The organism is Butyrivibrio sp. NATIVEDY162, assembly GCF_045999815.1.
Lineage (GTDB): Bacteria > Bacillota > Clostridia > Lachnospirales > Lachnospiraceae > Butyrivibrio.
On sequence record NZ_CP172573.1, the window covers coordinates 2,042,845 to 2,059,417 of the forward strand.

Consider the following 16,573-nt stretch of genomic DNA (forward strand, 5'->3'; position numbering starts at 1 on the left):
TTAATCTTCCTCATCTTCATCAGTTTCATAGGGTTCATCATATGAGTCATCCAACGCAAGTGCATTATATTTTCCACCAAGGTCTCTCTTTCTTTCAGTTTGACCAAGGTAAAACTGCCTTGCATCTTCCTCATCTTTGTAATAAGTCTTTTTGATAACCCCCTCTAGTGCATCAGCAATGCCTTTTCTCTGATTTAATCCACTAGATTTATTTTCAATATCTACAAGGCTATAAGCCATTTCAAATGCAAGTTCCTCATCTGGGTATAATTCTTCAACTACAGATTTCAGGATCTCCCATTCGTCTGATTTAAATGAGGCAGAACCTATCCATTCTGGATCATCAAATTCTTTCCCAGTTACTTCTTTGTAAATTCTAGGAAGTGAATCATCAAATTCATGCTTCTCATTAACCCATATTCTTCTGATATGCCTAAGCTCTGGAAGAGTTATTAATTGCAAATCAGCAAACTCTTCGGGTCCATTTTCATTTATATCCTTCTGAACTTCTAATAAATCACGAAGCCACTCTTCTCTGACTTCTTTTTTGTAAGGACCATGATATAGCTGTTTATAGCTCCCCTGAAGATATCCTGCCATTTTCCTGAAGCTTCTTCGCTCTCTATCATGTTCTTCATCGCCAAATCTATTTCTAAATTCCAGCAGCGCAGACATCCATTCTTTTTCAGAATCATTTGCTATCATCGCCTCCATGGACTTATCTTTTTCGACCATGGTGCACACCCAGCATCCAAACCTACTTCTTCCGCAGCTAGGAAGCCCTTTTCCAATCATAAGAGGGCACTCTCCATCTGCCGTTGCTCCTCTATATAAGGTAAGCAACTCTTTATTTGAATATCCCCATGGATTCTGATACTGCATCAAGAAAACCCATACATCGTTATCGTTCCAATCCTCAAGTGGTGAAAATACAAGTTCATTTGCCATCGACTGGTTAGGACTTAAAAGCTCTCTCACACGCTTTTTTTCATAATAAGCCATAGTTTTAGCACGTCTGGCGCTCTCGGCCTTACGCGTACCAATAACCATGATTATCTCACCATGTTCTGCTATTTTTTCTTTAACAAAATTATTAACAGGCTGAATCTTTAATCTATCTGTGCACCAGCGAAGCTTCTTTCTTGGAAAAGGATATCCCCTTCCAATAAAATTAACCCAAAAAGTGTTATCTGCAGCTGGCGTAAGCTGATGTGTTACAAAAGGCATTCCTTGCTCATCAGCTGCTTCGTCCATATATTCCAAAGATTTTTTCACCCATTTGGATACTACTGGAGACTCTACCAGAGTATCTGTATTGATTATATGCACCGTTTTCTTTCGTAGTGCTTTAGGAAGTTCCTTAAGCGCAAGCCATACCAGCTGTACTGTTGCTGTGCTGTCCTTTCCTCCCGAGTATCCAATAACCCAGGGAATATCATCACACAAATACAGGTTTCTTACAGTATCCATGAGCCCTTCTATTGACTCCTTAGTTACTGTAACTTCGCTTGTTGTTTGAGTTGGTTTTACTTCTTCATTATTACTCATGAATTATTTGTTATCTCTCTTTCTGCTTCTTTCTCATCTTTACTTAATGGGATTCCCATCTTCTTTTTAATAACATTAGATGCCAGCAAAATAGCCTTCTCGTTGTTTATCATTCGGCCGTTTTCCCTGATTACTCGCCTTTTCCAAATACCAGCGCTCCTCTTCCAATCTATTTTTTCAATGTTAGGAACATATTCTTCATATCTATACTGCCCTGGATTTTCAAAAAATATCGCTCCCGCCCTTCCAAAAGCTTGCAAAACCACTGATTGTGCTGCAATATATTTTTCTCTTAGTTCCGATTTACTTATCGTGCGTTCCTGCATATCTATCCAAGGGATCATATGCTTTGACACTTCCGCCCAATATCCTATGCAGAAGGCTTCAAATGCCTCGTCACAAGCGTTTCTTTTTAGGATACGTTTATTGGCTGTATATAAATTGTTCAAAGTGAACAATGCCGAAGAATACTTCCCTAATATGTCCTTTTCTTTATCCGTATACTCATCAAAAAAAGCAACTGACATAGCCACTTTCCTTGTAACTACCGCTAATGGATCCCTAGAATCATATAATTCTGATATAGAATTTGAAGTCTTTACCGCGTGCTTATTCAAGTCGGTAAACATCTGTTGACTTCTCTCAAGCCCCATATCCTCGTAAAACACTACAGAAATTGTTTCTTCTTCCAAAGTGGGATCTTCTTTTATTGCCTCGATTATGGCAGCTTTTCTATGCTGACCATCATTTATCAGCATCTTAGCCTGCATATCGACTTCCAGAACGCCAACCTCCGGATTGTTCTGATCCGGAATAAATTTAAAATTCCCGTCTATCGATGCAGCAAGCGCAGAAAAAACATATGAGTCTCGGTTTTCAACAATGTACCTGCTAATTGTTGGGATTCTTGACTCATTAAGCTTCCTTTGTGCTCTATATTCAGGCAATACATATTCCTCATCTGGTACAAATAGCTTATCCAACATATTTAATGGGACCATAGCTATGTAATATTCCTTACCCGCTTGAACACCCTTTACCACAGGAAATTTGTATACATATTTCATTGAAATTCAGCTCCACAAACATAAAAAAGGATATACTTAAGTATCTACTTAAGTATATCCCTTTCGTTATTTGATCGTCAAGAAAAGCCTACCTTGTGAATCCTATTTTTATCTTAGATTTAATTCCTTCACGAGTAATCCACTCCATCACTTCTTCATCAAGATCAGCCAACGTAGCTTCTTGGTTCATCATCTTTTTCAAAAACTGTACAATATTTTCTTGCAGATCAAGTTTTGTGATAAGGCTCTTAGCATTTTTTAATCCAAGCGTCATTTTATCAAGGCAAGCATCATTTGTTTTCCAATCCTTAGCACTTCGGATATCCATCAGTAAAGAGCCAACATCAGAACCTGCAATATTCCTAGCCAAACTCAATAATTCCTCAACTGATTTTGTTTCATCAGCATAGTACTCACTCCACTGCGAAGAAGCTTCTTCGTTGATTTCATTCAGTGTTTTCTTTATTCCAAAAACTTGATCTCCACGAACAGCTCCAGAGGTCGTCAAATTTCTACTATTCTGGAGCAATTCCTTTACACTTGCGCTTAATTCTTCTGAGCATCTGAAGGACGTCTTTTTAGTTGCGCTAATAATATGTTCTACTAGAGCAGCTACCATTTTGATTACATCTGAAAAATTCTGGTCTATTTTCTTTTGCTCATCATTTCGTTTTGCCGCAGCTGCATTCAATGCAAATTGCTGAACTTCCTGTGTTCTATTTAGAATTTCACTATTTAAATCCATATTACAACCTCTCTAATGAAATAATGCACTCTTCAATAATATCTTCCTCGTTTTGATATGGTTGTTTTAGCTCTTTACCTGTTTTTTCAAGAACTTCTGATTTCTTAGATTCTATCTGCTTTGAAACATTTTCGAGATCATTTACTAACTTCTTGATGAGCTCTAGAAATGGCACAACATGTAATAATGGATCTTTTGACATAAGAATCATTTGCTTTATCCAGTCATCCTCCTTAATAATCTGTCTCATGTAGGTTAGAGAATCACTAATATTCTTCTTATTCTTTTTGATTGCGTTGAGCTCATCTGCACCGTGCTTTGCATATAATCTTGCATCATTTACGGAATCATAGAAAGAAATGGCATTATCAGCCAATTCCACTATTTCTGTCTGATTAAATTCACTCTTCCCAGCCAAGGTATTTAAAGCCTGAACATATTCCAACACCTTTTGTCTTTCAGCCTTACAAGCTTTATCCATTCTGCTATATATATCTAAATAGTTTTCCCTAAACTTATCTCTTACCGCAACAATATCTTTTGTTTCCACATCTTTAAAGGCAATCTTGTTTTTCTTTATGAGATTGAATGTTTCGTCAAAGCTTATTCTATCAAGATATATCTTCGATCCACCCTTACCTTGTTTAAGGTTATAGTAGTTAAGACAAGTTTCTCTGTTATTCTTATCAGCTTCTGCTCTCTTAAACAAATCCTGCAGTGATATCCATTCTCTAGAATGCTCATTTTTGCTCGGAACAGAAGAAATATCATTTTTCAAAAACTCATCACTGTTATACTTCTTCCAGTCATCAATTTGTCCAAAAAGAATCTGCCTAAGAACTTCCTCCGCCATTGAAAACTCTTGATATCGAGTGTTCATGCCATCAGCCGCGCGCTTAATTGCCTTTACCAACTCTGGCTTAACCGATTCAACCCATGTCTCAACTGCTAACGCAAAGTAATCACCATTCTCAAAATTCCAGCTTTCTTTGCCTTCAACTGACCACCTGATAAAAGCTTCTATAACAGTTTGAGTTGATCTATTTGCCGGGAGCACAAACAAAGCATTGTCCAAACCTTTTGTCTGTCTCTCAAATCCGATTATCTTATTCTTGGATTTACTTATCTTCGAAATATTATCATCAGATACCCCTTCGCATTGCCAATTTATTGCTCCTGAAGTTAAAAACTTATTAATGTTATCTCTAGCATCACTTAATAGAACAACATTTCCTGTTGTAGCACCAACATTAATGTCGCCTCCATTAATCCATTTTTCCAGTGCACCTAATGCATTATCAATCTTCTTTTTCGACTCACTTACAACCTTTGTAACCGGTTTTGAAGGTTTTCCAGAAGAAGTCTCTACCTTTGCAGTCGTAGGTGCTGTCTCAGCCTGAGCAGTAGCTCCACCACTATCTTTCTCAACTGTCAAACTTGTGATAATAGGCAACTTCAATTCATCAAATATTTTTTCAGATATACCTGATATAAATATTGTCCCATCATCACCCTTAGTTGAGGTATCTTTTCCATTTCCCCACATGCAAACAAAAAGATAAAGTCTTTCCTTATCACTATCACTTACATTTTGCATGTTAAAGATTTTATTTCTCATCACCGTTGAAGTATTGTTATTATATTGATTCAATTCTTCAACATTAGGAAAACTTTCTTTTCTATATAATATGTCCTTTGCTATAGGTTCTATGATATATTGCAGAATATATCTAGGTGTCCTTAACTGGTTAGTCGATAATCTGTAACTATATAAATTCCGTATTGCGGCCCGAGTGAATGGATATAGCGATAGTCTACTTCCATTGTTCAGGCTATAGGATTCCCAGTTTGCACCCTCAACGATATTATGAACAGGATAATTATCTGGAAGGGCTCCATCTTTAACCCAATCATTAATCTGTTCATTAGTCAAAGACATAGCATTTAGGTATTTTCCAACAAATTCATACAGATAATCTTCTGTAAAAATATCATTTGGAAGATTAACAAACAATGATACTCTGGCACGATAATTCGTCTTAAACAGATCCTTATAATAACCTGTTGTAATACCAATCACAGAAGAAACCCTGCAAAGATCCTCATTGCCATATCCAGTATGTTCTGTAGTTAATGCATTCAATAACGCAGCATTAAGTCCAGTGAATGAAGTAATATCCTCTATAAGTATTGTGAGATTCTTTCCCTGCTTTTTGAGTTCTCGTCTTATATCCTTGAAAATCTCTTCAAAATCTCCAGGTTCCAATCCGGAACATCTTTGAATAACGGTATCCAAAAAGTTATTGAGATAGTTGGCAATAATCTGAGTTTTTTCAGGGTGAGTCGCCAACTCGTGTGCCATTCTCACAGTATCTTTATCAGCATTATTCTCAACATCTTCTGCTTCTTCATCATCCAGCTCAAAATCAGCTGCTGCAAATGATGCGTCAACATCAGTTTGAATAGTATTTGACTGCGCAACCTTTAGATAGATTCTATCTATAGGACCATCTATTCTTTTCAGTTTATCTTCTATACTTTTATATTTCAAAAAAGCCGCTAGACGTCTGCGATCTGTACGTCTAAGTTGAATTTCTCCGTCTTCATCATCGTTTTCATCATTGGCTACTTCCAGTACAAATTTTGAAAGGATCTCACTTTTTAACTTTTTTTCATCAACTACAGATGTAGCTTCTACAAGTCTTTTATGCCTTTCACTATTCTCCAAATTCGCAACTTCAGGCTTTTCCAACAATTGCTTTATCGTACCCTTCAGAGTGTTGTCACTTCTTCTAATAAAAAGAACAACTTCATCTTCAGGCTTAATATTTTCCAAGCGCTCATTAAACCATCTTATGAGATGTGATTTACCAGCACCGCTTTCACCCATTACAAGCATAAACTGATGCTTATCTCCTGGCTGTGAGACAAACTGCTCAAACACATCCTCCTCACCCTCAGCCTCTCTATATTTAACAGACTTCAAGGGATCATTTGGATCAAATTTTGAATATAGTTCTATTCCACTTACTGTGACATGTGTTGCCAAGAAATCTCCTCTTGACGTAGTCATAGTATCTGGACGTAAAACCTCATTTATTCTACTTTTAGCTATTTCTGAATTCATGCTATTTTATCTCCCTTATACTCAACATCTGTTACTAATGACGAAAAAGCATGTAATGGCATAGGCGTTAAATTCCACTCGTCTTCCCTATCATTTACATATTTCAGCTCTATCACTCCCAAGTCATTAAGTGTCCTCATAGCGTTAGAAACAGCAAAATTCATTTTTCTCTTGCTTATCTCATCATCACTTAAGCAAATATTTGTAAATGGCTGTAATGATTCAAAAAAATCAGTTATTGTATAGATTTTCTTAGTTTTTATTCCCGAATTTTTTATACTATCCCATAAGTATGTTGCTGCATTTGGCATAAAAAACATATCATGCAAGTACCCAAACCCCAAAAATGATGACCAAAATCTCCAAGCTCTCATCGAGTCTTCATCTAACTTTAAATCAGGATCATATTTATTTAGTATACCAACCATCTTTGATACACTTTGCAAATCCTTATCTACATTAAACAATTCACCACTATTATGCATCCATGTCCTAGTTGTCTTATAAAACTGCCCATCAGAAAAAGTCTCTATTTTACTATTTACGTAAGTCCTCATAGATTGCATATTCTCTACAATCTTTTTATCCACACAAAGCCTAATTTCTTTCGAATCTGCATTAGTCTCTATTAATCCTATCTGTTCAGCAGCAGTTCTTACTGCCCCAAAATAAGGAGAATTGCCCGCTAATGTGCCTGGCTCAAACATTTTTTTTGCATCTTCTTCGGATATTGTTCCTCCCTTTAGCACCTGACACAATGCAAAAACTCGCTCTGGTATAGCCATTGTCTTCATTGTTGAATCAAACATACTATTTATCCTTCCATTAATTCATTCGTGACATTACATCCTATATATGCCGACGCTTTCTTGTTATCATTGTCTACAACAAAATCTTCATGCATCACATTTATGACTATTTGCTGCTCTGAGCGGTATCGACTAACTACAGAAAACTCCTTCAAAAAAGTTTTTTGCTCCGAAGAATAAAACACTACGACTCGGCCATTTAGAAACATTTTTTGCCGTTCTTCATTTAGTTTTCTGAACTCATAAAAGTTCAGATATACTATGTCAGTTTTATCGACGCCAATATTATCCAGAAGTGTTTCATCATCGGTCAAAATGATATCTATCCCATGCTCTACCAAGCGTTTTAAAGAATCATTATAATCATTGGTAATGATATATGCACTTTCTTTAAATAACGAATCAGACTCCTTTTTAGCTGGAATATAGTCGACTTTATTTCTTAGTTCAAACCTCTCATCATCATCTGATATTTTATAATCATGGCTATTACATCCAGCACAGTATTCTGATACAAGCGGATAAGTATCTAAAAACATCTCAGACAAACACTGTTTGTCGCATTTATCAATATGTTTTCTCAATATACTGAAATTCCTACTAAACGTATCCTTTTCCTTTTCCCGAACCTCTGCCAATAGTTCTTCCGTCTTGTTCGTGCTTATTGTTAGTCTATCATCAATAATTTTGATTTTGAAAATATACCTATCCTCATCTTTTTCGTATTCCATATCTATAATGTCAATGAGGTCATATCTCCTAAGTAGTAAAAGAAGATTAATATTCCACTGAACGTCATAAGACGAAGCAACGTCATAAACATACGTCAAGTTGTACTGGGGCTTTATTTTAGTATCTATATACACATAATCCTCGACTCTGCGAGACTTAGGACTATGATACATAGTATTCCATCTTCCCAACGCTTTTTCTTCTCCCAATACCTTAGTTCTGTTAGTAATATCCAAATCAACATCAGGATAAATGCACATTATACTAAGGCATGGTAATCCATCTCTTCCTCCTCTGCCCAGTTCCTGATAAAACAAATTGGGATTATCCGGCACAAATTCATGAATAACCGTCCTGACATCTGGTTTATCCACACCCATTCCAAATGCTGATGTTGCAACCATCAGATCAAAATCATTATCTTTCCAAGATTTTAATAGTTCTTCTCTTTCGCTACTTCTTGTTTCTCCAGTATATGTTTCAACACCCATATACCCATCTTCAACAAGCCACGCTTTAATATCTTCCGCTCTTTCCGGTCTAAGAGTATAGATAATCATCGGATGTGGCAGTTTCCTTACCATATCCAATATTCTTTGCTTTTTCTCACGATAAGAAGCAGTCTTAACAACACAGTATCTGGGCTCTTTTCTTAAAGCATCGCATCGATACTCTATCCATTTGTCTCCATCTGAAAACATTTTTCTAAGTAAAGAACCAGTCTTTTTATCCACAGTAGCAGACAGCAGTATCGTTCTTATGTCAGGGTTATCCTGAAGAATATGTCTCCTCCAAGGCTCAAGAGACTGATAATCAGTTCTAAAATAATCTCCCCATTCAACAACAATATGTGCTTCATCGATAACTATATTTTTTAAGTATTTATCTGCATTTGCTTTTTTAACTGCTGCAGCGAAGTCTTCATTCTGAATCAAAGCCTCAGGAGAAATAAATAGCAATCTAGCTGTCTTATTCTTTATAGAACCAATTATTTCATCTCTATTCTTAGAACCACTTGAATAACTATATATTTCTTGACTCGTAATTCGTCTTATCGTTTTTTTAGCAGATATTTCCTGATCTTGTGCCAATGATATTGTAGGAACTATAACAAGAGTTAGCCCATCTTCTTGATACGCTATGGATTGTGTTATTAAGCTCTTTCCGCCACCAGTAGGAAGCACAGCCATCATACTAAAGCCTTTTGCAAGTCTTAATGCTCCCATAACACAAAGCTTTTGTGCTTCGGTTTCAAACTTATCATAGCCAGTTAAATCTTTGATGAAATTATTTGTTTTTAATAAATACTTACTTTCCCTTGTATGTAGGTTAGTACTTTCTATTTGAAAAGCTTCTTTCACAAACTTTTCTTTGATACCCTTTGGCAAATCCAATGTGGCGTATATCCTGCCATCGGTATTCTTCAAAAGGCCATATTTATTAGAATCAGCAAAACTACTATCATCAAGTAACAAAGATGTCTGAAACACTATGAGATATTCCCTTAGGGCGCAAAGATAATCATTGGTTATTCTTGCAATATCTCTAGATTTCTCAAAGGTCTTAACCAATCTCTCAACTACATTTTTATGAAAAACAGTTTCATTCACCAGCTCTTCGTCCAGTTCATACCAAGCGAATTCATCAGTTTTTCCATTAAAATACTCTTCAACTAATTCATTGATTCGGTTAATAGTCATTCCTTTTTACCATCCATACAAAACATGCAGATTCCAATTTGACTTGAGGGTGCTTAAGACAATCAAATATTACATCATACTTGTTCTGCAGTTCCTCAATATCAACTTCTTCTCTTTTATAATACTTATCAGACGATATCTGTGCTGCAATTATTCGCTGTATTTCTTCCTTTGCATTTTTTAGATGCGATTTTTTTGCAATTTCCTTAAGTGCAGTCTTTCTGGCTATGTCATATGTGAGATCTACATCTTCTTCCCATGATTCCTTTGGGTATTTCGACTTAAACCACTCAAGGTTTGAAATGTTATATCTCATCGGTATATGCATGAATCCGCCTTTTTTACTTCTTCTTCCAAAATGATCTATTGATTTATGTGTTTCCTTATACCCCAATTCAAGCGCTTCTTTATATGCATTAAGCACTTTAGATTTAGGTATCTCAGCATATTTATTATTTCCTATCGGTATGTCAACAATGTCTGAAGAAATAAAATTCTTAAAATATGATATTTCAATCGGTGATATACCATTATCGAGCAGTATTTTTTCGTTAGGCTCTGCTGAAAATGAATATATGAATCCCATCCATTCAATATCAGTCTCGACAGCAAACGCCGCAGCTTGTCCTTTAGTCGACTTTGTTGCATTATCAATAATACAGTCAAAAATATCATCACCCGGTGCAAAAAAATGAACATAGTCATTTGAAATTGCTGTTTTTCTGTCAAATGTACCTCTTATTGAATTGCCATCATCTAAAGGTTTAGATTTATAATCTGCATATAGTTCACGTATTCTATTAGCAAAAACATTCTGCTTTTCTTGAACATAAGCTGTCCAATCCGGAGGAATAAGCAATGTATTCTCTGCAGATTTTATTGAAAACGAACTCGCATTGAAAGTCATAAACTTTCCGCTTGCATTCGGTTTAAATCCAGCCAAAGAAGCCCAATTCATCATCGTTTTAAAGAACAATTCATTTTCATTCTCATTATAATAGCGAACAAGTCTCGTAAGTTCTCTATTCATCGGCTTATAGAAATAGCCAATAGTGTCAAATCTTTGTTCCTTCCTGATTTCTGACTTTAGTTTTTTAGTAACCTCGACTATATCTGGCACAACATTGAATAAGCCATATCTGAAGTCCTCAGCTATCGCTTTATATAGTCTACTATTTATATCCTCAAGAATTATTTCCAAGCCACTAAGGGATTCGCAAAAAACATTTAATCCCTCATTCCAAAACTTAAATAGTTGCTGTTCAAATGTATCGCCCGAATATATAACTACGGAATTCACATCCGGTCTTTCCGGATCGCGCTCCAATCGATCTAGTCTTCCTATTCTTTGCTCAATATCATTTGCTTCCCACGGAATGTCCAAATGAACTATATAATCAGCGTTTTGGAAATTTCTTCCTTCTCCTCCTGTCTTATCACAAAGAAGAATCCTACAATTTTTCTCATTTTGAAATCTATATACATTCAATTCAAGATCATCAATATCCATATCTTTAGAGAAGAAGCAAAGTTCGTCTTCATCAAAGCTGTTGATCAATGCTTCCTTAAAAACATTGAATGTATCAATAAAATTGGTAAATAATACCACTTTCTCTTCGTACAATTCTTGATCGAGATAATCAATAACATGCACAATTCTGTTATCAAATGCATCTGGATTCTCTATCTTATCAGTAATATGCTCTGCGCAGTCCTGCTCTTCAAGCATCCATTTTTTTGCACTATCTGCAAGGTCTTTATCTTTTTTAAACAACGGAGCTGCTACTCTTAAAGCCTCATTGAACGCTGCAGCAGAACTAAAAAACGCACTCAAAACAGGCTGATAAAGATTCACCACTGTCTCAGCATCTCTGTCTTCGTTCTCTTCAATAATATCTACTATCCGCTGATATGTTGCGTATTCATTCTCACCCGCTTGATATGAAATCTCTTTATGCAATTTTCTTACAGGCCTAACTTGATCAGTAATGTCATCGCTAAAAAGTATATTTCGCCTATTTCTAATAATATTTCTTTCAAGCTGGTAGTTATCGCAGATGTAAGATATAGCATTCTGCATTCCCTGCAATCCCAAATCGTCATCATCAAATGCTATCTTCTCAACTAATCCCTTATAGGTATCGTCCTCAATAATGTCGTAGATTTCTTCAAGATCGGAAACGATATCCTCGAACAATTCTTTACATTCCTCATCTTCCCTAGGATCAGAATCTTCTCCGATTTCTTCTGCGTTTTCGCTCAAATCCTCAATGTCATCTATTATCGTGACAATAGAATTTATAATATCGCTTTGTAACCCGACCAATTCAGAAAAGTCTTTTTCTTTCTTTGAATCATACTTATCTGGTTCCAATAATCTAAGTAACTGCAAATAATCCTTTGTCTTTTTCTGCAATGGGGTTGCTGAGAGCAAAAGAATATTTTCTGCATTTTTGCTTATACTGTGAAGTTTTTCATAATCAGTTTTAGAAGTTAAAAATCTATGGACCTCGTCACAAATTACAAAATCCCATTCTGCCCCTGTTTCCTCTGAGGTCAATTCTGACACTGAAACTATTTCAATATGATTTCCAAGAGCATCTTCTCCTATATCCATTCCAAATTTCAGAAACAGCTCAACTCTCCACTGCTCCTTTAATGCATCTGGAACAACAATTAAAACATTGCTATTGGCATGATCTAGTAAATAAAGCTTTAATACAGAAGCTGCTTCAATAGTCTTTCCCATACCAACTTCATCTGCAAGCATATACCTGCATGGAACCTTTTGCACACAACGCATTATTGAATTGACCTGATGCGGCAAAAGAAAAATCTTGCATCCCGCCAATTCCTTGAACCCCATTATTGAGTTTTCTAGGGTTTTATTCGCCTTATTTACAACACTTCTTCCCAAGTACCAGCTTGGATTTTGAAACTCATAATTCTTTAACTGCACCTTAGGACTAATCCAACCATTGATAAAACTCGCAGTTATATCTTTTTCAGAGGCTTTTACTATTTCTTTAGTTGCATCAATTTGGATATAGTATTCATATAAGTCATCCGGACGCACCAAGCATTTCACAACATGACTATCAAAGAGTCTTTTGTACATAACCTTAGATCCTTTATATAGTTCACAATGCGTCACCATATATAAAGGATACTTTCCATTTTCGGGCACATGCTCATAAAATTTTCTATGGCCATATGGATCCAGGAATGTAACATCCACCGTCTGTGCAAACTCATCCACTTCTGTCACTTTTCCCATTACAAAATCTCTGGGATCCATTGGATATTCCCTGTCTATCAAAGGACAGCGCACAAACATGTTTTCAACTATCTGCATTACATTGACTCCTTTATTTTATTAATTCATATAGATAGTATTTCGCTCTTGTATAGGCAATGTAATTAATGTTCTCTGATGCATTACTGCTTCTTACATAGATGACCATATCAGCTTCAAGCCCCTTATAGTCAAATGCGCTACTAACTTTTATTTCATTTTCTTTAGTTGGGGTACATTCTGTGAAACACCATTGAGCTAGTCCGTTATTCAAGTAATAATCGCGGTCCTCCTCATTTTCAAACAGAATTACTAAAGAATCATTTCTCAGTTCTTCATCAACAATAAATTCCTTGAGCAAGTTTTCTAATCTCTGATTCAAATGCTTTCTATCTCGTATCTTTTCCCTTGTAGGTATTGGTCCTTCTACAGGATTTCTAATAACATCTGTTCCAAGGTTAGTATTCTCCATCGCATAACTATAGATATTTGAGGTGTTTCTGATATTCTCCCTCAAAAGAAATGGTGGAGAGTCAATCATAAATGCATCACCAAAACTATCTTCTTTAACCTTTTGAACATCATCGTAGAAGACACCCAACTTGGAATGCTTTTCATCCTTTAGTAGACACTTTATCAGGCATGCTGTTTCTTCACTAAGATCCTGTGCCTCGTCAATAAATATCGCATCATACTTTGGCACATCCTTTTTCATAGCTGACAATACACCTTCATAGTTTTCGTTTTCAGCATCATAATTGTCTGTAACCTCAGTAATCAGTGTTTTTAAATCTCTAACATTAACCGCCTCTGAAACATTGCCCTCAATCATCTTCGCCAATTCACGAGAGACACATGTAACCAAAACTGATTTTCCAGCTTCAGCTTCCTGATTAGCCATCTTAATAGCTATCCAAGTTTTTCCTGTTCCTGCACCACCTCTAATGTAAAACTGCTCATAGTTTGACAGAAAATAGATGTAATTATCTTGGACTCTATTAATCACTTCCATCTGCTGTTCTTTATACTTTATTAGCGATCCAGCAGCTGCAGATATAGCAATTCTCTTCTTTATAAGTTCAAGTAATGCAGCATGTTCACTAGCACTATACATATTAAGTCCAAACTTGCTACCGCCCCATGTTTTGAACATAGCCTTAACAGCGGATAAAAGATCATCCATCTTAGCACAATCAATAGTACACTCTGATTGTCTATCGCTTATATCAACCTTAAGATTATTGACATTAAAGAACGGGAATACTACACCAGCAGCAAATATGCCATTGTACCTAATATTGGCACTTTTCGCATACAAATCCTTAAAATAATACATGCTCTCTTCTGCTTGTTTATATGGAGATCTGCTCAGCCTGCGAGAACCATATTTTCCATCCTCAACATACCACTCGTTGTCCTGGATGTAGATTCTGGATCCCCCTTTAACTTCTAGACAAAGAAAACCATAATTTGGATGTGTGACAATAAAATCCGCCTCAGATTTCTCCATTTTACCGTGATTGTCTCTAGACCATTCAACAGAATAAAACACAACAAAGGAATCTGGTAACTGCTTTTGTAATTCGTTATATACGAATCTCTCAGATTCTGTTGGTAAGTATTCTGTTATATTTTTTGGATACATTATAGCCATCGCTTACATCTCCCAAAATCCAATTAAATTATTTTTTTCAGTCTTTAACGTATATAAATACTTTCTTCCCAGCTGCGTATTGAAGTATTTGCAAGAAGTATCTGCAAGCACCAAGCATCCCTGACATGAAGAGCCATCTCTATCTACACAAATAGGATCAAATACACACTCTCGATTATCGGAATATACTCTCTTCAAATATCTACCAAAAAGAGACTCAAACATTCCCGAAAGAGATCCTAATATCTGTCCTTGACCTGACTGCGAATACACAAATATACTGCATGTTTCTACAAAAATAATTTCAGTTAATGAATTAGCTGAAATACCAGACATCTCACCTGCAGTGTTTATAAATGCATGTGACATAGAATGTAACAGCAGAAAGACATTTTTAGTTATTGGATCATTATCATCAATACCTCCAAAGGTACTTATATTTTCACTATGTACATTCTGCGCAAACCATTTCCTTACAGCAGTCTCATCTTCAATATCAGGCATCTGATTCTCTTCAATTATGTTGTTGCATAAAAGCCATTTAAGAATCTTAACTCTATCAATATCAAAAAGGATACCCTCTGTCTCTAGCTTTGTTCCATACACCAAATGTCTATCCGTATCGGCATCTCTATCAAAAGCAACCAATTTCAAATTGCCTTTAGCACTATGCGGATCTGTAACCTTACGCGTAAAACCATATGAGCAACTTACGATTTCTACATTTCCAGACGCCTGAACATTACTTATTCCTAATTTGCTATTTAATTTTTCTATCTCGTTCTTATGATCAATAAAGCCTATATCCAACTGCTGATCAATTGACTCATCCAACGTTATAACGATATTGGCATTCTTTATTGTTTCATACTGCATCAAACTGAAGGCAAAATTGTTAATCCAAGCTCGATAGTTTTCTTCAGATTCATTCTTCTCCTTCATAAAAATGTTGTCGCATGCAGAAACATAAGATTCTATGTTGAGTTCATTGTCATTACTGCTCTGTGCAAGTGAACTAATCGTCTGCTCAAGCTGATCTTCCTTAATCAGCCCCATGCTCAGTAATGCCCTTGCCTGTTTCTCTGCTTCTTCTCGGATTGCACTATTAGTAGTCTTCTCGCTAAACGCTGTATCAGAATTTTTTACAATATTCTCAAAGCCATCTTGCGAAATGCAATTAAACCATTTTGAAACAATAAGCTTTCTAGCTGCTTCTCCTTTTTCATAGAATTTTCCCATATCTGGTCCTATGAGATTAATTACATTTGTATTGAATGCCTTGTAATTAGAGCCAGCCTCTGCACTATCTCTCTGAATATACTGTCCACAGTTGGGACACTTCATGCCAAATTCTTTGAAGTTCCTGTTCTTTCCCTGATAATAGAACATTCCATATCTTTTTTCCGTTGGATGATAGTAAAACTCCTTAATCCCATTTATCTTCGGAATCAGAATAGGACTTGCATACCCACACTCACATGGATAGACAAGCTGTAACTGTTTTATTTTACCCTGCTTACAAATTGGACAATCTCGTGTAACATCGGCCGGTCTTCTAAATTGTGTGGCCCTATGGCACTCAGGGCAATAATACACCAATGGTGATAGTTCAGCAGTAATATCGGGAATTCCTGGGCGACAAGCAGCTTCGACTATTAAAAATGACTCCTTGCTCTCATCAACATTAAATGAACTTATATCTCCACCACGTAAAGCAAAAAGCCTAATTTGCCTTTTTATTTCCGCCTCAATAAAACTAGAATATATGCCATCCATCTTTTTGTAATTCCATGTTTTTACCAAGGCAGTAGCACTTTTACCATAACGATCTTTATCTGCTACCCACATTCCAGGGAGAATTTTATATACAGCTTGGCTCTTACTTCTTCTCATAAC

The 16,573-nt window shown here is 36.0% G+C and carries 9 protein-coding genes; all 9 read right to left on the reverse strand.

Annotated elements, in window-relative coordinates; genetic code table 11:
• Nucleotides 1-1,548 (reverse strand): DNA phosphorothioation system sulfurtransferase DndC, encoded by a 1,548-nt coding sequence (gene dndC, locus ACHCNF_RS08890; RefSeq protein WP_408069461.1) that lies wholly within the window; start codon nt 1,546-1,548, stop codon nt 1-3.
• Nucleotides 1,545-2,615 carry a DNA sulfur modification protein DndB gene (gene dndB / locus ACHCNF_RS08895; protein WP_408069462.1) on the reverse strand — a complete coding sequence of 357 codons (1,071 nt, stop codon included), beginning with the start codon at nt 2,613-2,615 and terminating at the stop codon, nt 1,545-1,547. The genes dndC and dndB overlap by 4 nt, the downstream gene beginning before the upstream one ends.
• Nucleotides 2,616-2,703: 88 nt before the next feature.
• Complete coding sequence (locus ACHCNF_RS08900; RefSeq protein WP_408069463.1) at nt 2,704-3,360, reverse strand: hypothetical protein; 657 nt, start codon at nt 3,358-3,360, stop codon at nt 2,704-2,706.
• Nucleotide 3,361: 1 nt separating this feature from the next.
• Nucleotides 3,362-6,487 carry an AAA family ATPase gene (locus tag ACHCNF_RS08905; RefSeq protein ID WP_408069464.1) on the reverse strand — a complete coding sequence of 1,042 codons (3,126 nt, stop codon included), beginning with the start codon at nt 6,485-6,487 and terminating at the stop codon, nt 3,362-3,364.
• Nucleotides 6,484-7,296, reverse strand: a complete 813-nt coding sequence (locus tag ACHCNF_RS08910) for a hypothetical protein (protein ID WP_408069465.1) — start codon at nt 7,294-7,296, stop codon at nt 6,484-6,486. Before ACHCNF_RS08910 ends, ACHCNF_RS08905 begins: the two co-directional genes overlap by 4 nt.
• Before the next feature lie 5 nt (nt 7,297-7,301).
• Nucleotides 7,302-9,728: a helicase-related protein gene (locus tag ACHCNF_RS08915; RefSeq protein ID WP_408069466.1), complete on the reverse strand. Its 2,427-nt coding sequence runs from the start codon at nt 9,726-9,728 to the stop codon at nt 7,302-7,304.
• Nucleotides 9,718-12,846, reverse strand: a complete 3,129-nt coding sequence (locus ACHCNF_RS08920) for an SNF2-related protein (protein WP_408069467.1) — start codon at nt 12,844-12,846, stop codon at nt 9,718-9,720. Before ACHCNF_RS08920 ends, ACHCNF_RS08915 begins: the two co-directional genes overlap by 11 nt.
• 250 nt (nt 12,847-13,096) lie before the next feature.
• Nucleotides 13,097-14,677, reverse strand: a complete 1,581-nt coding sequence (locus ACHCNF_RS08925) for an NERD domain-containing protein (protein ID WP_408069468.1) — start codon at nt 14,675-14,677, stop codon at nt 13,097-13,099.
• A 3-nt stretch (nt 14,678-14,680) separates the two neighbouring features.
• The gene (locus ACHCNF_RS08930; RefSeq protein ID WP_408069469.1) at nt 14,681-16,570 is read right to left on the reverse strand and encodes a DUF8724 domain-containing protein; all 1,890 of its coding nucleotides are present in this window, start codon (nt 16,568-16,570) and stop codon (nt 14,681-14,683) included.
• Between the last annotated feature and the right edge of the window lie 3 nt (nt 16,571-16,573).

Coding starts and splice junctions, on each gene's coding strand:
- ACHCNF_RS08905 (WP_408069464.1), bottom strand. CDS start 6,487: ATGAATTCAGAAATAGCTAAAAGTAGAATAAATGAGGTTTTACGTCCA.
- ACHCNF_RS08900 (WP_408069463.1), bottom strand. CDS start 3,360: ATGGATTTAAATAGTGAAATTCTAAATAGAACACAGGAAGTTCAGCAA.
- ACHCNF_RS08930 (WP_408069469.1), bottom strand. CDS start 16,570: ATGAGAAGAAGTAAGAGCCAAGCTGTATATAAAATTCTCCCTGGAATG.
- ACHCNF_RS08925 (WP_408069468.1), bottom strand. CDS start 14,677: ATGGCTATAATGTATCCAAAAAATATAACAGAATACTTACCAACAGAA.
- ACHCNF_RS08920 (WP_408069467.1), bottom strand. CDS start 12,846: ATGTACAAAAGACTCTTTGATAGTCATGTTGTGAAATGCTTGGTGCGT.
- ACHCNF_RS08910 (WP_408069465.1), bottom strand. CDS start 7,296: ATGTTTGATTCAACAATGAAGACAATGGCTATACCAGAGCGAGTTTTT.
- dndB (WP_408069462.1), bottom strand. CDS start 2,615: ATGAAATATGTATACAAATTTCCTGTGGTAAAGGGTGTTCAAGCGGGT.
- dndC (WP_408069461.1), bottom strand. CDS start 1,548: ATGAGTAATAATGAAGAAGTAAAACCAACTCAAACAACAAGCGAAGTT.
- ACHCNF_RS08915 (WP_408069466.1), bottom strand. CDS start 9,728: ATGACTATTAACCGAATCAATGAATTAGTTGAAGAGTATTTTAATGGA.